Origin of the sequence: Actinomadura monticuli, assembly GCF_041463655.1 — a bacterium.
Classification (GTDB): Bacteria; Actinomycetota; Actinomycetes; order Streptosporangiales; family Streptosporangiaceae; genus Spirillospora; species Spirillospora monticuli.
On record NZ_JAXCEI010000001.1, the window covers coordinates 529,651 to 545,549 of the forward strand.

Below are 15,899 nucleotides of genomic sequence, written 5' to 3' on the forward strand. Positions count from 1 at the left end.
CCCAGGAAGTATGATGACCTGGTTGAGTCCACCGACCCCCGCCACCGTTCCGGTGGCCGGACCTGGCAGGAAGTCGATGACCACGGCTGAGCCTTCTCCTTCGCGACATGTCGCCCTGGAGGAGTTTCTGGCGACTGATCCGCACGCGTTCGGGGCGCGGTACGAGATCGTCGACGGTCTGGTCGTGCACGCGATGGCGCAGTCTCCTGCGCATGACCGGGTGGTGCGCCGTCTGGCGGATGCGCTGGAGCGAGCGATCGACCCGGACGGGCCTTGTCGTGAGGTCAACTCTGACACCGCCGTGCGACTGGCGGACGGCGGTTCGGTTGACGCTTCCCGGAGGCTCAACGTCCGCTTCCCGGACCTGATGGTGCGTGACTGCTCTGAACCCTATGACGCCGCAACGGTGGCTTCAGGAGCGCTACTGGTCGTCGAAGTCACCTCGGAAGGAACCATCGACGCCGACACGACCATCAAGCGCCGGTTGTACGCCCGAGCGGGAATCCCGACCTACCTGATCGTCTATTTCGACAAGGACTGGGAAACGATCAGCGAGGTCGAGGAACTACGTCTGGACTGGTCGGGTGTCCGTTACGCTCCGTATCAGGTGCACCGTGATGCCCTCGTGCTGACCCAGCCGGTCTCGCTGGCGGTCACGTTCACCGATCTTCAACGGCGACTGCCCCGACGGTAAGTGCCGTCCGGTCAGGCCGGCATCATAGACCCTACTCTGGCACCTGAACCCGGGCCTGCGCATCCCGATGATCCCATACGCACAGGGTGGGCAGGACCCCGACGAGGGAGCTGCAAGATCGTCAAAGACCGTGTCGGCTCGTTGTCGGCTCGGCGGTTCCGAACCGGACCGGCACGCGGCGGCATTTGCCGACATATAAGTTGGGCTCGATGCGGACAGGCTGGCACAAAATGACACCCAGAACACCATCCTGATACGGCAGTTTTGGACTTTTAATCCGTAGGTTGTGGGTTCGAGTCCCACGCGACCCACCCAGCTTGACCAGGGCAAACGCGAGAATGTCCGGCTTGTCCGCCGCCGCATTTGCCCCGCTTCATCTCCATGCCGGCTCGAGGACGGCTCGGCGGCCCAATCCAGGCCCCACTTCCCTCTGGTCGCGCCTCCAGGCCCGGCAGCCCGCACACACTCAAGCCGGTCATACCGCCTACAGAACCGACGGCCAGGCCTGGGACGCCCGCTGGTCGACACGGTGCAGGGTTCGAGGGGCCCGATCTACGCTTCGGCCGTCAGTCCGAGGTCCGGATCTGCTCCAGGTACGTCAGAGATTCCCGGCGGAACTCCATGAGCTCCCGCAGCGCGTCCTTCTCCGCCGTGGTGATCACAACGTCCTCCTCCGACAGGGCGCCGACGAGCGTCGGGATCGCCAGGTCCCAAGCCCCGGCGCCTCCGGCGGTCAGGACGATCGGCCGGTAATTCGGGCTGATCTTGGGTGCGAGCTGGTCGGTGATCCGGCGGCTGAGCCGGTAGAAATCGATGACTTCCATGGGTCTCCCGTGGGTTCGGTGGCTAGGCCGGCGGGTTGGTGGTGACGCCCTCGCCGCTGACGGGGAAACCGCCGGAGACTTGTCCAGGGTAACGACGCAGGTGATGCCGTCGCGGGTGCCGCTGACGACCCAGCCGTCGCCGTGGGGACGCGCCTGAGGCCGGCTGTCGGGGTTGGCGGCGATGCTCGTGAACCAGCCCTCGACCTGCGCCTTGGTGGTGCCGGGCGGGAAGAGCGTCTTGCCGGGCTCGGTGGACGAGGGCTTGTGGTTGCCACTGCCCATGCCGTCGCCGTCCCAGATCTTGTCCATCGCCCCGTCGCCCATCTGACCGAAGCGGTGCATGTCGTACTTGGCGTCGGTGAAGTCGGGGTCGTCCCAGGGGTTGGTCTTCTTGGGCGCCTCGGGCTCGGCTGTGTCGGCGCCCTTCGGGCGGCCCTCCTCGGCGCGCTTGATGCCGTGCTGCTGGGCTGGTCCCACGCGCTTACGGCTCGGCTGCTATTCGTCTCCCAGTGCTCGGTCCAGGGCGACGAGTCCCTGTTGGAGGCCGAAGATGGCGGCCTGGGTGCGGTCTTGGAGGCCGAGCTTGGTCAGGATGTTGGAGACGTGGGACTTGACCGTCTGTTCGCTCAGCGAGAGGGTGCGGGCGATCTCGCGGTTGGACCGTCCCCGAGACAGGGCGGCCAGCACTTCGCGTTCCCGGCGCGACAGGACCCGCAGCGGGCCCGGGTCGGGCTCCTCGCGTACGCGCTTGACCAGCAGGGCCGCGACGCCCGGATCCAGGACGCTGCCGCCGACGGCGGCGGCCCGTACCGCCTCCACCACCCGGTCGACCGCGGTGGTCTTCGGCAGGTACGACAGCGCCCCGGCGTGGACGGCCTCCATGGTCCGGTCGTCGGCCAGGAACGAGGTGAGCACGATCACCGCGGGGTCGGGCGGGCGGTCCCGGATGGCGCGCAGCACGCCCAGTCCGTCCAGGCCGGGCATGACCATGTCCAGCAGCACCACATCGGGCAGCATGGCCTCGATCGCGCGCACCGCGTCGTGCCCGTCGGCGCACTCGCCGACGATCGCGATGTCGGGTTCCTGTTCCAGGACGAACCGCAGGCCCTGCCTGACCACCTCGTGGTCGTCCACGATCAGTACCCGGATCATGACGCGCCACCCGGGATCCGCACCCGCACCGTGGTCCCGCTCCCGGGGGCGCTGGCCAGGTCGAACGTGCCGCCCAGTTCGGTCACCCTCTCCCGCATCAGTGCAAGGCCCATGCCGTGCCGGGCTCCGGCCCGCACCGGATCGAAGCCGCGGCCGCGATCGGATATCGCCATGACCACGTGGCCCTCGACCTCCGCGACGCTCAGCTCGATGTCCTGGGCGCCGCCGTGCCTGGCCGCGTTGCCCAGCGCCTCCTGCGCCACCCGCAGCACCGCGAGCTCGACCGCGGGTTCGACTTGGAGGTCACCGACGTCGGCCGAGATCTGGATGCCCAGGCGTGCCTCATAGGCTCGGCACAACTCTTGCAGCGCCGCCACGAGTCCCGCGTCCTCCAGCGCGACCGGCCGCAGTTCCAGCAGCATGGCCCGCATCTCGCGCATGGTGTGGTCGACGGTGCGCTCCATCGCCTCGGCCTGCCGGAGCAGCGCCGAATCCGCGGGCAGCGCGCGGCGCATGCCTCCGGCGAGCAGGCTCAATGAGAACAGGTCCTGGGATACCGAGTCGTGCAGTTCCCGGGCGATCCTCGTCCGCTCGACCCTGCACTTGCCGAAAACTTCGTCCGTGCAGGTCAGCCGAGGGCGCCGCCGAGCGTGCCACGAGATCACCAACGGTCCATGGCGGCTCGTTGTCGGCGCGGCAGTTCTGAAACGAATCGGCATGTAGTGACATTGGCAGCAGGGAAATCGGGTGAATTGAGGACGGATCGGCATTCAATGCCACTGTGCAATCCGTTTCGACACGACGATTTCGGATTTTTAATCCGTAGGTTGTGGGTTCGAGTCCCACGCGACCCACTACCCCTGACCGGGGCAAACACGAGATTGCCCTGCTTTGCCCCATGCCAGCTTGGTCCGACTTCGTTCCCGTGGTTGCTCGATGGATGCTCGCGGGCACGGATCGGGCCTGGTCAACCCCGCTTCCACGACGGCCGCCCGCACCGTGACCGGATCGCTTCACCTGTCGGTCCATGCCACCGTCTTGATCACTTGCTCCGGCCGGCCGCGCATACGGTTTGGCGTCTACCGCGCTGAGGGGGCCGTCCCTCGGCTGCACCGAGCCGGCAGGTCCGCGAGGCTCGGTGCAGCCGTTGCCGGGCGTTCAGATACGGACCAGCGGAGTGTCGACCAGGTGTTCGACCAGGAACCAGGACTGCTGTTCGCCGGTTCTGATCACCTGGGAGACCAGCAGGTCGTTGCCGCCGTCGTCGCCCATCTCGGCGGTTCGGGTGGCGGCGTCGTGGGCTTGGACGAGGATGGTCTCGTGGGCCTCCAGCAGCCGTGACAGCATGGCCGGCATTTCCGCGACGCCGTCCGGAGGCCGCGGGATCGAGGTGATCTCCGCGATGTGCCTGGCATCGCCCACCGCGACGCCGCCCAGGGACTGGATGCGTTCGGCGATGGTGTCGACGATTTCGAGCTGCTCGCCTGCGTGCTTGTCCAGGACGAGGTGCAGCTGGTAGAAGGTCGCGCCGCGCATCAGCCAATGGTGCTTCTTATTAAAGGCCGTACAGGATCTGAGTGTCGGCCAAGACCTTGTTCAGCCGCTGGCAAGCGTACATTGCTCCACGGGTACCGAACCGTTGGATGCGCTGACTTCAGCCCCTGCGGGGAACCCGGTGTGACAGTGCTGGCCGACGTGCCGAACGCCGAGCGGGAGGGACGCCTCGGAAACCAGAACGCGTTCTTGTCAACGGCCGCGGTGAAGAGCAAGCTGCCTCGCATGGATCTGAATGCCCTGGAAGAGATCCGTCAGGTGAAGTACCGCTACTTGCGCTGCCTAGACCTGAAGGACTGGAACGGGTTCGCCGACACCCTCACCGAGGACGCTCTGGGCGCCTACGGAACCCGCGCGGTCGGCGAGCCGCTGCGCTTGGAAGGCCGCGATGCCATCGTCGACTACATGCGTGACAATCTCGGTCCCGAGATCACCACGGTGCACTGCGCGGGCCAACCCGAAATCCGGGTCGACGGCGACAGAGCCGAGGGCACCTGGTGCCTGGAGGACACCGTCATCGCCAAGGCATTCCGGGTGCTGATCCGCGGATCCGCCTTCTACGAGGAGACGTATCGGCGCTGCGCGGACGGCGGGTGGCGCATCAGTGCCATCGGCTATGAACGCACCTACGAATACTCGATATCGCTCGACGACGTGCCCAGCTTCAGGCTGCTGGCAGACCGCTGGGCGCACTCGCCCTCGCAGCCGGGAACCTGACCTGTATCAAGAGTCAGGCTTGATGCGTGCCATCGCCCGTCGTCAACGCCTCGTGGACGAGGTAGGGCCGTCAGTGGAGTCGGCGGTGGAGGGGCATGGCCAGATCAGTGGTGGTCAGGACCAGGGCGACGATGTGGTCGCTGAGGTGGTCGCGGAGCGGCTGCGGCCTCGGCACGGCCATCCGCGGAACCCGACCGCCTGTATGAGGTGTACGCGGCCTCGGGCGCTGCGCTTGCTGAGAGTGCAGGGCGCCTTGACCCACGCGTCCTACTTGCGAGCAGCGGTGCGCGCGGCCGGGGCAATCCCGTCTGTCAGGCCTTGGGCACGCTGCTGCTTGAGGCGGAGTTCCTCCTTGCGGACCTCGGCTTGGACGGCTTGCTCGCGTTCCAGCCAGTCGGGCCTTTCGGCCTTCAGGTTCTCGATCTCGGCCGTCGTGAGGGGGCCCGTGACGCCGGCGCGGGCCAGACCTGAGACGGAGACGCGGAGCTTGGCGGCGATGACCTGGCGGGGGTGGGGCCCCTCACGGCGCAGGTTCGCCAGCCATGAGGGCGGGTCGGCTTGGAGCGCGTTCAGTTCGTCCCGGGAGACAGGACCTTCCTGGAACTCGGCGGGTGCCGCCGACAGCAGGATTCCCAGCTTCTTGGCCGCGGTCGCGGACTTCATGGTCTGCGGGGTCTTTGCTTTGGACGTGCCCATGACCTCAAGGGTAGCCAGCGGGAGGGAGCTGCCTGGACGTGACTAGGGTGGCGGTGTGACCGATGGGGAGTTCCGGCTGGCCTACGTGCCGGGGGTGACGCCAGGGAAGTGGGCCGGGGTGTGGGCCGAGCGGGTCCGGGAGGTGCCGCTTCGCCTGCTGCAGATGCCGGCGACCGACGTTGTCCCCCTGCTGTGGAACGGTGGCGTGGACGCGGCGTTCGTACGCCTGCCCGTCGACCGCGAGGGCCTCCATGTTATCCCGCTGTACCTGGAGACGACCGTGGTCGTGGTCCCCAAGGACCACGCGGTGGCCGCAGTGGAGGAGGTGGAGCTCGCCGATCTCGCCGACGAGGACGTGTTCGAGCCACTCGACGAGGTCTTGACCTGGGATGACCGCCCCGGGCAGCCTGCCTTCACCCGTCCTGAGAGCACCGCCGGCGCGATCGAGCTGGTGGCGTCGGGAGCCGGTGTCCTGCTGCTCCCGCAGTCTCTGGCCCGCCTCCACCATCGCAAAGACCTCACCTACCGAACCGTGACCGACGCTCCTCAGTCCCAGATCGGCCTGGCCTGGCTCGCGGCCGTGACAACCGACCTCATGGAGGAACTGATCGGCATCGTCCGCGGCCGCACCCCCAACAGCTCCCGTGGCCGCAATCCCCGGCAACAGCCCACCCGTCAGAAGCCACCGCCACCGCAGCAGCGCTCCGCCTCCAAGCACCGCCGCCAGAAGCGCCGTCGGCGGTGACGAGAGCCGTACTCACCGACAACACCACGCCATCTCCCAGGTGGAGGGGGCATCCAAGTTGATCGAGATCAACTCAGATCGGGTGGTGTCCGTGGAACGGGGCAAGCTCGATCCGTTGAGCCATCGAGGACCAATGCGCCGCCGATGACCGCGGACAGCACGGCCTCATGGCATGCGGCGGCACATCCGGACCGACTCGCAGCATTGTCCCGCGCTGGCGGCATGTTCGGCCCGGTCCCGTCGTCCAATTCGGCCGCAAGGACGCCTCAATGGCGGTGTCGGTCTCGGACGTCTTGCCGCTGCGGCCGTTGGGTAGTCCGGAGTCGGCGCTGGGGCCTGCGAGGCCGCCAGGTTGGGTGTGGCCGGGCAATTCGGTGACGGTCGCGCCGGATGAGTGTCCTGGGTGCTGGTCGGCGTTCAGGACGATGGCGGCGTCTTCAGCGGATTGACGGGCCAGTTGGGGCAGGAGGGCAGAACGCAGGCGATGGCGCGGGTACGGGGGGCGCGTCCTGAGAGCAGGCATCCCGCACCACCTCGGGGTCATGCGCCTGCGGACAACTGGCGTCCCAGGACGGCCCCACTTCGGAATAAGTGTCTGCACAGGCAGGTTGTTCGGGTACTCCAGCGACGAGGAAGGGCGATCTCCATGGGTCTCCTCGCTCATCCCGACGCCGGCGTCCTGGTGGCGCACGCCCGGGAGGCCGGTCGCCACCGCGAACGTGAGGGGCCCAGCGCCCGCAACACTGCGAAAGGACGGATCACATGACCGGCAGCACCCTGCCCGAGCCGGTGAAGCTCGGTGACCGCGTGACCTACGACGTCCCCGCCGAGCGAGTCGCCCGTGCGACGCTCACCCGGTCCGAGACCGGGAATCTGCAGGACGTCCACCTGCTCTACCAGCTCGACGCCGCCTACCGGCGTGCCGCGGCCGACGACTCGATCTCCGTGTTCGTCCTCGCCGCGGAGGGCCAGGACTTCTCGATGGGTCACGACGTCGATGGGCTCTTCAGCACCGACGGCATGGACCAGGTGACGTTGGAGGGCGGACTGGGGCTCGGCGGCGTCGAGGGCGATATGGCCTGGGAGAACGAGGTCTTCCTGCAACTGCACTGGCGCTGGCGCAACTTCCCCAAGCCGAGCATCGCCGCGGTTCAGGGGCGTGTGTTCGCCGGCGGATTGATGATCATGTGGCCCACCGACCTGATCGTGGCCAGTGAGGACGCGCGCTTCGCCGACCCGGTCACGGCGTTCGGGATGAGCGCTGTCGAGTTGTTCATGCATCCGTGGGAGTTCGGTGCGCGCCGTGCGAAGGAGTTGCTGCTCACAGGCGACGTCTTGACGGCGGCGGAGGCCAAGGAAATCGGCATGGTCAGCCGGGTGGCCCCCCGAGCCGACCTGGAGTCGGTCACGCTGGCCCTCGCCGAGCGGATCGCGACCCGCCCCACTGCCGGGCTGAAGATGGCCAAGAGGGCCGTGAATCAGACCCTGGAGTTCCAGGGTCAGTGGAACGCGCTGCAGGCGGCCTTCAGCCTGCACACCCTCGGCCACGCCAACAACCGGATCGTGAACAACGGCTCCTATATCGACCCCGCGGGCTTTCCGCTGGTCGCTGACATCTGGGAACTGCCGCAGACGGATTCCTGAGTTCTGTGAGGCGAAATTCGCGGACGGGAGGAGCGAGTGCCGGGGCGAGCGTGGGGCCGAGTGCCACGGGCCGCGATGACGCATGGCGCCCGCCGGCGTGTTCGGCGAGTTCGGTGATCGCCTCGGGACCCGAAGGGCAGCGAAGGGAGAATTCCATGAAACAGCATCATTCGGCCACCAGGGCTCCGAAGGGGCTTTCGCCTCATGGTGACGCCGCCCACCTTGGCGCAGTGGCACCGGGAGTTGGTCGCCAGGAAATGGACCCACCCGCGTAAGGCGCCCGGCCGGCCACCACTCCGGCAGAAGATCCGCCAGTTGGTGCTGCAGTTGGCCGGTGAGAACCCGGCTGAGGTCACCGGCCCGTCCACGGCGAGCTGATCGGGCTCGGCCGCCGGATCTCCGCGGCTACCGTCTGGCGGATCCTGCGCCGCGCCGGTGTGGAGCCGGCACCACGCCGGTCCGACAACCTTCTGGAGCACGTTTCTGCGAGCCCAGGCTTCCGGCGTGCTGGACTCCACCCGCGACCCGACGGGCGCGTGGGCGGCGCAACGGGCCCGGAATCTGCTGATGGACTGGACGACCGCGCCCAGCGGTTTCGGTTCCTGAAGATCTGCGCCGATCGCATAACGACCACCACATCCGGAACCACACGGAACCCCGGGCCAAAGCCCAGGTTCGGATATTGAAGCCTCACAGGAATAGTCAGGCCGGTGCCGCGCTCAGTAGTGGCGGCTCAGGTACTCGACGGAGTCGGCGCCGCCCCTCCACGAGGCCAGCACCTTGGGCCACACGTCGGCGAACAACCCGGGCGGCAGCGCGATCACCCGGACCGCAGCCGGTTTAGGGGGCTGGTCGCTCGCCGACCCCGCCTACGTTTCCGCGGCATCGAGGCCGGCGCCCTCGTCGCTCTCCGACCCGAGGCGTGACCAGATCCGCGTGAGGTCGCGCAGGTCGTCGTCATCGAGGCGGTCGAGGAAGAGTCGGCGCACGTCGGCATGCTGCCGCTTCCATGCCTTGCGCAGGAGGTTGCGCCCATCGGGTGTCAGGACGGCGACGTAGCCGCGCCCGTCCCCGGCCACACGCTGACGCTCGATGAGCCCGCGGCGCTCCAGCCGGTCGGCGAGCCGGGTGAAACCACCGGTCGACATCAGCCGATCCCTGGCCAGCTCGGACATCCGCATGCCGGAGCGACCGGCTCGGCCGAGCAGGGACAGGACGCTGTACTCGGCCATGCTCACGCCCAGCGGCGCGATCCCTGCCTCGATCTCACGCCAGATGCGGTCGTGGGCATAGAGGAAGCCCTGCCAGGCCTCGTTCTCAAGGTCGCTCAGAAGTGGAGCCGCCACCCCCGAAGCGTACCGCGACCGCGTCCTCATCGCCGGGCGTATATGTCTGCGCAGGCAGGACGTCCGGGGGAATATCTGCCTGCGCAGACATCTTGTTATGGTCAGGACACCGAACGGCGTCCGCACGAGGACCGTGAGGAGAGCACGTTGCCCACCACCGTCGCCGGGGAGCGATCCCCCTTCGAGATCGGCTTCATGACGTTCGCCGAGATCACCGCGGACCCCGATACCCGCACGCTTCCCTCCGCGCACCAGCGCGCCCGGGAAACCATCGAGCAGGCGCGGCTCGCCGACGAGGTCGGGCTCGACCTGTTCGCCGTCGGCGAGCACCACCGCACCGACTTCGTCGGCTCGGCCCCCGCCGTCGTACTGGCCGCGGCCGCCCAGGCCACCACGAGCATCAGACTGACCAGCGCGGTCACCGTGCTCAGCTCCGACGACCCGGTGCGGGTCTGGGAACAGTTCGCCACACTCGACCAGCTCTCCGGAGGCCGGGCCGAGATCATCGCCGGCCGCGGCTCCTACACCGAGTCCTTCTCGCTCTTCGGCTACGACCTGGCCGACTACGCCGACCTGTACCGCGAGAAGCTCGACCTGCTGCTACGGATCCGCGCGCAGAACCCGCTCACCTGGAGCGGACGGTTCCGCCCCGCACTGGACGCCGCCGACATCGGTCCTCGCGCGATGCAGGAGGAGCTGCCGATCTGGGTCGGCGTCGGAGGAACCCCCGCCTCCGCCATCAGCACCGGCCGGCTCGGCCTCCCCATGGCCATGGCGCTGCTGCTCGGGCCGATCACAAGTCACCAGCAGACCATCGACCTGTACCGAGAAGCCGCACAGCAGGCCGGGCACGACCCCGCCACGTTGCGCACCAGCATCAACCTTCACGGCTACGTCGGACGTACGAGCCAGGGCGCCCGCGACACGATGTACCCCTACTTCGCGCAGGGCATGATGGCCAACAACCACCAGCGTGGCCGCGGGTTCGCGATGCCGCGGGCCGCCTTCCAAGCCCAGACCTCCCCCAACGCCGGACTCGTCGTCGGCAGCCCGGGTGAGGTCATCGAGAAGCTGCTGGCCTACCACGAGATCTACGGCCTGGACCGCGCCCTGATCCAGATCGGCTTCGGCGGGATGCCGCAGAAGGACGTCCTCGAGGCGATCGAACTCCTCGGCACCGAGGTCGCCCCCGTCGTACGCCGCGAGGTCGGCTCCCGAAAGGAGCAGGCGGCATGACCACCGCCGTGAGCGACCAGCGGGCTCTCATCGACGGCCGCACCGGCCGTGCCCCCTCCCAGGAGGAGGCTCGGACACTGCGGGTGGTGGTCGTCAACGGCAGCCCGAGCGAGAAGTCCAAGACCGTCGGACTGGTCGGCGTCGTGCTGCGAACACTCACCAGTGTGCTCGCCGCCCACGACGTCGCGGTCGAGCACACCCGGATCGACGTCTACCGGCTCGGCCCCGCCTTCACCGGAGCCTTCGAGAGGGAGGGCATCGCCCCCGAGATCGAGGACGCGCTCCGCCGCGCCGAGGAAGCCGACCTGCTCGTAGCCGCCACCCCGGTGTTCCGCGGCTCATATACCGGCCTGTTCAAGCACTTCTTCGACCTGGTCGACCAGTACGCCCTCGCGAACAAGCCGGTCTTCCTCACCGCCACCGGCGGCGGGGATCACCACGCGCTGGTCCTGGAACACGCCCTTCGCCCGTTGTTCGGATTCTTCCAATCGATGACCCTCCCGGTCGCCGTCTTCGCATCCTCCGGCGACTTCGACGGCACCACGCTCCTCACTCCGCGCGTCTACAGCCGCATCGAGATGGCCGTCGAGGACGTGAGCGACATCCTCACGCTCGTGGCGACTCGCGGGAGGCCCGCTGACTGACACCAGCCGCGTCACGGTGACCGCAAGGGCCACAACCAAGGAGAAAGTGATGGACGGTGGATGACGGGAGTGTCGCCGAGGACCTGGGCGAGTTCGGGGTAGGGAGGACCTGCGGGAAAGTCCTCGGGAGCGGCGGTGACGATCAGCGGTAGGTGGAACAGCTTCGCGGTCTTGGCCAGCGCGAGCGTGCCGTTGAGGTTCTCTTCGGAAGCCGTGTTATCGACGCGACCCCGGACAGCAGGCCGCGCCCGGACGCGGGCCACGCCGGTTCGGGGCGCGGAGCGGTCGACCGGCGCCGCACCAGGCCCGCCCGAGTGCGGCTCGGCGCCGGGCGGGGCCAGGCACCACACCAGCCGCGCGCAGCAGGTATGCGGCGATCTTCTCTGCGGCGATGTGCGCGACCTCCGGTAGCACGGAGGTGTGGCGTTCCCGGACACCACGATCTTGGCCTTGCGGCCGGTGGTCTTCACTCGGGAAAGTGCTCCAGAACCCGGCGCGGACAGGACCTTCAGCAAGCCCTGTACTCCCAGTTCTGGAGCACTTTCTCATGTGAACGACCAGCCGGAATCAACCTGCCGTGAAAGCGGGAGGTCAGCCCAGCACGCGCCCGAGGAAGCCGCGCAAGTAACCCGCGACGACGTCCAGGTGACTCTCCAGCAGGAAGTGGCCGCCGTTGATCAGGTGCACCTCGGCGTCCTTGGCGTCGCGGGCGAAGGCCTGCGCGCCGGCCGGGCCGAAGATTTCGTCGTTGCGGCCCCATACGGCGAGCACCGGGACCTGGCTGGTGCGCAGGAACTCGTGCAGCAGCCGGTAGAGCGGGCGGTTGTTGTGGTAGTCGCGGAACAGCGCCAGCTGGACCTCGTCGTTGCCTTCACGGGAGACCAGGGCGAAGTCGTGCTCCCAGGTGTCCGGGCTGACCAGGCTCGGGTCGGGCACGCCGTGCAGGTACTGCCAGCGGATGGCGTCGATGCCCAGCGCGGCGCGGACGGCGGGTTCGGTGTCGGGGCCGGGGTTCGCCCCGTAGGCCCACACGTCGGTCCAGAACGACTCGACAAAACCGTCCTCGTAGCCGTTGCCGTTCTGGGTGACGAGGGCGGTGATCCGTTCGGGGTGCCGGAGTGCGAGGCGCCATCCGATGGGGGCGCCGTAGTCCTGGACGTAGAGGGCGTAGCGGTCCAGGCGCAGGTGGTCGAGCAGTGCGGAGGTGAGGTCGGCGAGGGCGTCGAAGGTGTAGGTGAACTCGTCGGTGAGGGGGGCGTCGGAGAGACCGAAGCCGAGGTGGTCCGGCGCGATGACGTGGTACTTGTCGGCCAGCAGCGGGATGAGTTCGCGGAACATGAACGAGCTGGTCGGGTAGCCGTGCAGCAAGACGATCGCGGGGGCGTCGACGGGGCCGGCCTCGCGGTAGAAGATCTCATGGCCGTCGATGGTGGCGGTCCGGTGGTGCACCGAGCTCATTTCTAACCTCTTTCCAGGCTTGATGTGGTTAGGTATTCGGCATGCAAGCACGTGATGAGCTAACCTGTCAAGCGACCTAATCTGGTTAGAGAAGGTGGTATCCGATGGACGCCCTGCTGGACCTGCTCAACAGCAGGCCGCTGGTCAGCGGAAGGGAGCAGGACGCGCTCGGCGACCCTGCCACGGGCACCCGCTGGGCGCGCGAGCACGGCGGCGACGGCAGCCTCGCCGAACTGGCGCTGCTGCGCGCGGCCCGGGACGCCCTGCAAGACGTCGTACGCGGGGAACGCGCGCCCGACGCGCTGAAGCCGCTGCTCGATGGGGTCCGCCAGACTCCGGAGATCACTTCGGACGGTCTTGAATGGACGGTCCAGGCACCCCCGCACGCCCGGCTGGCCGTCGAGATGGTGCTCGCCTGGGCCGCCACCGAGAAACAGCTACCCGGCCGACTACGCCCCTGCGCCAACAGCGAGTGCCAGCTGTTCCTGCTCGACCGCAGCCGCGCCAACCGCGCCCGCTGGTGCTCAATGGCCGTCTGCGGCAACCGCGAAAAAGCCCGCCGCCACTACGAACGCACCCGCTGATCCACACTCACTGGCATTACCGTCGGGATGCCGTGCACGGCGATCGCCGCCTGTTCGCTGACGGCGTTCGGCTGCACGTACTTGTTGAACACCACCGTGCCGCGGCGGTCCACGGCCGTGATCGTGCGCGGGGCGGCGACGCGACCGAGCACCGGCCGGATGCATATGGCATGCACCGCCGGGTTCAACAACAGCGACATCCGTCGGATGTGCCCCCAGAGGCGGATGGGCCTCGACCTGCAACGCCGCCTGCCCGAGTCCACCCAGCACCACGCCGTGGCGATCGCACCGCTGGGCCTGGGGCTGGTCACCGCAGCCGGTTCCACGCCCGCAGGTCATGACCACCCATCCCCTGGACTGGGGATTGTTCAAAGCCCCTGGCCCTGGGGCACCGCCATGGACCTGCGCGAACGCACCCGCCGCTACGAACTCCCCGGACAACGCCCCATCGTCGGCTCACCACCCGCCCGCGCTCACGCGCATGCAGTCACGGCGCGCGAGCTACTCGGTGTTGCTATGTACCGGTAATGAGTGATACTTTGTACCGGTAGTCAGCGCTACTGAGTAGCTGAGAGGGGGTGGTCATGGACAAGCAGATGACGGAGATGCTCAAGGGCACGCTTGAGGGCTGCGTCCTCGAAATCATCGGCGGCGAGGAGACCTACGGGTACGCCATCACGCGCCGGCTGAACGACCTCGGCTTCGCCGACGTCGTCGAAGGAACGGTTTACACCATCTTGCAGCGGCTGGAGAAGAACGGACTCGTCCAGGTGACGAAACGGCCGTCCGAGGTGGGCCCGCCGCGCAAGTTCTACGCGCTCAACGACGCGGGGCGCGAAGAACTCGCAACGTTCTGGGCGAAATGGGAGTACGTCACATCGCGGATCGACAAACTCAAGGAGGGCGGCACATGAAGTTCTGGGAGACCGTGACAGGCAGCGATCTCACCAAGGAATGGAAGACCTTCGAAGCCCGGGCCGAGGCGCTGCCCGCCGACTACCGGGCGGCATGGGAAGAGATCAGGGGCCACCTCGACCACTACTCGGACTTCACCGGCCGGAACCTGATGCCGATTTTCGACGCGGCTCTGGGGCTGCTCGAAGAGGCGGCGGCCGAGGGGCAGATCGTGCAGGAGGTGCTCGGCGACGATATCGCGGGGTTCAGCGCGGCGCTCGCCGGCGGAGAAGGGGCTCGGAGCTACCGCGACCGGTGGCGCGAGCAGTTGAACAGGAACGTCGCAAGGAAACTCGGCCGGCTGGGAGGCTGACGTGAGCATCCGGGACATCATCGAGGGCAAGAAGCAGTGGCGGGCGCACATGGCACGGGTTGACGCGCTCCCGCCGGACTACCAGATCGTCTACAAGGAGATCCAGCGGTACTTCTTCAAGGTCGGACCCGTCGACCTGGCCGACGGGAATCTGCTCGGGGGGCTCGTCGATTTCTTCGAGGAGGGCGCCGCGTCCGGAAGGCTAGTCCTGGAACTCATCGGTGAGGACGTCGCCGCCTTCTGCGACGACCTGATCAAGGACTCGCCGACCTACGCGGACGTCTATCAGGCATCCACCAAGAAGAAGACCCGCACGACCGGGAAGTAGCGGCACCCACCCCTCGACCGGCGCCCGCCCGGTCCTTCGGTGGGCAGCCGACGCTGAACACCGGCCCCGCGCGCGTCGGCCGTCTCCCCGCCGGAGCCGCCATCGCGGTCGCGCCCGCCTTCAGCGGGCGGCCGGGCGGCGAAATCCTCGGCGCGACCATCTGGCACGGCACTCGCCCCTGCCGGCGCAGCCCGCATTCCAATCGCCGAGTCGGCCTTCCGCCTCATCGGCATCGACATCCCGGCCGCCTCTCGCCGGTCAGGCGAACACTTCGCTGTGGCGTACGTCGACCCGGTCGGCGACACCGCCGGCCTCGACGTTGCGGGCGGCGTCCGGGGCGATCGACCCTGCATGGCTGATCTTGACGCCGAGACCAAGCGTAAGCTGGGCGCGCACGCGTCGGCCGCCGGGCCGCAGGACTCGGCGCGGACCCGCTTGGTGTGCCCGCGCCGGCCAGGCGTATCGGGTCACCGGCGCCGTCGGCGGGTGCGGTGCGTGTGCCATATGGGACTCCGCCTCCCGCGGCCAGAGCCGGATGCCTTCGCCGTCCGGCCGGTCGAGACAAGCGTTCCCCAGGGCGGGGTCGACTGTTGCCGACGGCATTGACCTGAGGAGATGGCGTGGAGTTCGAGGGGGCGATCGAGGTCGTCGGGAAGGCGGTCGACATCGCGGGAGTGGTCGTCATGATCTGTGGCGCCCTCGCTGCGACGGGACTGTTCGCGCGATGGCTGGTGCGCCGTGAAGACGACTTCGCCGTCGCGTACCGGCGATACCGGCAGAGCCTCGGACGCGCGATCCTGCTCGGGCTGGAGTTCCTGGTCGCCGGTGACATCATCCGCACCGTCGCGGTCTCCCCCAGTTTCTCCAGCGTCGGCGTCCTCGCGGCGATCGTCGTGGTCCGGACCTTCCTGAGTTTCTCCCTGGAAGTCGAACTCGAAGGGCGATGGCCGTGGCAGCGGCCCACGTCCGCCGGGCTGCGGCAGCCGGACACCCGATCAGCGGGATAGAAC

20 protein-coding genes, 1 tRNA gene and 1 pseudogene are annotated in these 15,899 nt (G+C 68.1%); 12 read left to right on the forward strand and 10 right to left on the reverse strand.

From position 1 onward, the window contains the following. Positions 1-76: 76 nt before the first annotated feature. The gene (locus tag SM611_RS02565) at positions 77-694 is read left to right on the forward strand and encodes a Uma2 family endonuclease (protein ID WP_371947130.1); all 618 of its coding nucleotides are present in this window, start codon (positions 77-79) and stop codon (positions 692-694) included. Positions 695-1,260: 566 nt separating this feature from the next. On the opposite strand, the gene SM611_RS02570 is transcribed toward SM611_RS02565, so the two are convergent. The 3 genes from SM611_RS02570 to SM611_RS02580 are packed head-to-tail and all read right to left on the reverse strand — an operon-like array spanning position 1,261 to position 3,335. Further along, positions 1,261-1,995, reverse strand: a complete 735-nt coding sequence (locus tag SM611_RS02570) for a hypothetical protein (RefSeq protein ID WP_371947131.1) — start codon at positions 1,993-1,995, stop codon at positions 1,261-1,263. An 18-nt stretch (positions 1,996-2,013) separates the two neighbouring features. Beyond that, positions 2,014-2,670, reverse strand: coding sequence for a response regulator (locus SM611_RS02575; RefSeq protein ID WP_371947132.1), 657 nt, complete (start codon positions 2,668-2,670; stop codon positions 2,014-2,016). Then, entirely contained in the window at positions 2,667-3,335 is a 669-nt protein-coding gene (locus SM611_RS02580; protein ID WP_371947133.1) for a sensor histidine kinase, read from the reverse strand. The genes SM611_RS02575 and SM611_RS02580 overlap by 4 nt, the downstream gene beginning before the upstream one ends. A 72-nt stretch (positions 3,336-3,407) precedes the next feature. On the opposite strand from SM611_RS02580, the gene SM611_RS02585 reads away from it, so the two are divergent. After that, a tRNA-Ser gene (locus SM611_RS02585) sits at positions 3,408-3,524 on the forward strand. 304 nt (positions 3,525-3,828) lie between these two features. Here SM611_RS02585 and SM611_RS02590 read toward each other — a convergent pair. Continuing rightward, positions 3,829-4,315 (reverse strand): annotated as a pseudogene (locus SM611_RS02590) (Dps family protein). A gap of 32 nt (positions 4,316-4,347) precedes the next feature. Between SM611_RS02590 and SM611_RS02595 the strand changes: the two are divergent. Beyond that, the gene (locus SM611_RS02595; RefSeq protein WP_371947134.1) at positions 4,348-4,941 is read left to right on the forward strand and encodes a nuclear transport factor 2 family protein; all 594 of its coding nucleotides are present in this window, start codon (positions 4,348-4,350) and stop codon (positions 4,939-4,941) included. A gap of 267 nt (positions 4,942-5,208) precedes the next feature. On the opposite strand, the gene SM611_RS02600 is transcribed toward SM611_RS02595, so the two are convergent. Next, positions 5,209-5,637: a DUF5997 family protein gene (locus tag SM611_RS02600; RefSeq protein WP_371947135.1), complete on the reverse strand. Its 429-nt coding sequence runs from the start codon at positions 5,635-5,637 to the stop codon at positions 5,209-5,211. A gap of 55 nt (positions 5,638-5,692) precedes the next feature. On the opposite strand from SM611_RS02600, the gene SM611_RS02605 reads away from it, so the two are divergent. Both SM611_RS02605 and SM611_RS02610 read left to right on the forward strand, forming a co-directional pair. Further along, the gene (locus tag SM611_RS02605; RefSeq protein ID WP_371947136.1) at positions 5,693-6,382 is read left to right on the forward strand and encodes a LysR family transcriptional regulator substrate-binding protein; all 690 of its coding nucleotides are present in this window, start codon (positions 5,693-5,695) and stop codon (positions 6,380-6,382) included. A gap of 762 nt (positions 6,383-7,144) precedes the next feature. Next, positions 7,145-8,026, forward strand: a complete 882-nt coding sequence (locus tag SM611_RS02610; RefSeq protein WP_371947137.1) for an enoyl-CoA hydratase — start codon at positions 7,145-7,147, stop codon at positions 8,024-8,026. Positions 8,027-8,895: 869 nt separating this feature from the next. Here SM611_RS02610 and SM611_RS02615 read toward each other — a convergent pair. Continuing rightward, complete coding sequence (locus SM611_RS02615) at positions 8,896-9,372, reverse strand: MarR family winged helix-turn-helix transcriptional regulator (RefSeq protein WP_371947138.1); 477 nt, start codon at positions 9,370-9,372, stop codon at positions 8,896-8,898. Between the two features lie 147 nt (positions 9,373-9,519). On the opposite strand from SM611_RS02615, the gene SM611_RS02620 reads away from it, so the two are divergent. Both SM611_RS02620 and SM611_RS02625 read left to right on the forward strand, forming a co-directional pair. Further along, positions 9,520-10,608, forward strand: a complete 1,089-nt coding sequence (locus SM611_RS02620; protein ID WP_371947139.1) for an LLM class flavin-dependent oxidoreductase — start codon at positions 9,520-9,522, stop codon at positions 10,606-10,608. Then, positions 10,605-11,252: an NAD(P)H-dependent oxidoreductase gene (locus tag SM611_RS02625; protein ID WP_371947140.1), complete on the forward strand. Its 648-nt coding sequence runs from the start codon at positions 10,605-10,607 to the stop codon at positions 11,250-11,252. The genes SM611_RS02620 and SM611_RS02625 overlap by 4 nt, the downstream gene beginning before the upstream one ends. Positions 11,253-11,263: 11 nt before the next feature. On the opposite strand, the gene SM611_RS02630 is transcribed toward SM611_RS02625, so the two are convergent. Together SM611_RS02630 and SM611_RS02635 are read right to left on the reverse strand one after the other, a co-directional pair. Continuing rightward, positions 11,264-11,767 (reverse strand): cysteine hydrolase family protein, encoded by a 504-nt coding sequence (locus tag SM611_RS02630; RefSeq protein WP_371947141.1) that lies wholly within the window; start codon positions 11,765-11,767, stop codon positions 11,264-11,266. 76 nt (positions 11,768-11,843) lie between these two features. Further along, positions 11,844-12,710, reverse strand: coding sequence for an alpha/beta fold hydrolase (locus tag SM611_RS02635; protein WP_371947142.1), 867 nt, complete (start codon positions 12,708-12,710; stop codon positions 11,844-11,846). 104 nt (positions 12,711-12,814) lie between these two features. On the opposite strand from SM611_RS02635, the gene SM611_RS02640 reads away from it, so the two are divergent. After that, a complete protein-coding gene (locus tag SM611_RS02640) occupies positions 12,815-13,294 on the forward strand; it encodes a CGNR zinc finger domain-containing protein (protein WP_371947143.1) in 480 nt (159 codons plus the stop codon). On the opposite strand, the gene SM611_RS02645 is transcribed toward SM611_RS02640, so the two are convergent. Beyond that, on the reverse strand, positions 13,276-13,494 hold the full coding sequence (locus tag SM611_RS02645) for a hypothetical protein (RefSeq protein WP_371947144.1): 219 nt from the start codon (positions 13,492-13,494) through the stop codon (positions 13,276-13,278). The two genes, SM611_RS02640 and SM611_RS02645, sit on opposite strands and share 19 nt — an antisense overlap. A 384-nt stretch (positions 13,495-13,878) precedes the next feature. Here SM611_RS02645 and SM611_RS02650 point away from each other — a divergent pair, with 384 nt between their 5' ends. Genes SM611_RS02650 through SM611_RS02660 form a run of 3 tightly spaced genes read left to right on the forward strand, consistent with a single transcriptional unit; the run spans position 13,879 to position 14,889 of the window. After that, positions 13,879-14,208 (forward strand): PadR family transcriptional regulator, encoded by a 330-nt coding sequence (locus SM611_RS02650; protein ID WP_371947145.1) that lies wholly within the window; start codon positions 13,879-13,881, stop codon positions 14,206-14,208. Continuing rightward, positions 14,205-14,561 carry a DUF1048 domain-containing protein gene (locus tag SM611_RS02655; protein WP_371947146.1) on the forward strand — a complete coding sequence of 119 codons (357 nt, stop codon included), beginning with the start codon at positions 14,205-14,207 and terminating at the stop codon, positions 14,559-14,561. Before SM611_RS02650 ends, SM611_RS02655 begins: the two co-directional genes overlap by 4 nt. A 1-nt stretch (position 14,562) precedes the next feature. After that, positions 14,563-14,889, forward strand: coding sequence for a DUF1048 domain-containing protein (locus SM611_RS02660; protein ID WP_371947147.1), 327 nt, complete (start codon positions 14,563-14,565; stop codon positions 14,887-14,889). Between the two features lie 258 nt (positions 14,890-15,147). On the opposite strand, the gene SM611_RS02665 is transcribed toward SM611_RS02660, so the two are convergent. Continuing rightward, a complete protein-coding gene (locus SM611_RS02665) occupies positions 15,148-15,285 on the reverse strand; it encodes a hypothetical protein (protein ID WP_371947148.1) in 138 nt (45 codons plus the stop codon). A gap of 224 nt (positions 15,286-15,509) precedes the next feature. Here SM611_RS02665 and SM611_RS02670 point away from each other — a divergent pair, with 224 nt between their 5' ends. After that, complete coding sequence (locus SM611_RS02670; RefSeq protein ID WP_371947149.1) at positions 15,510-15,896, forward strand: DUF1622 domain-containing protein; 387 nt, start codon at positions 15,510-15,512, stop codon at positions 15,894-15,896. Positions 15,897-15,899 lie beyond the last annotated feature (3 nt).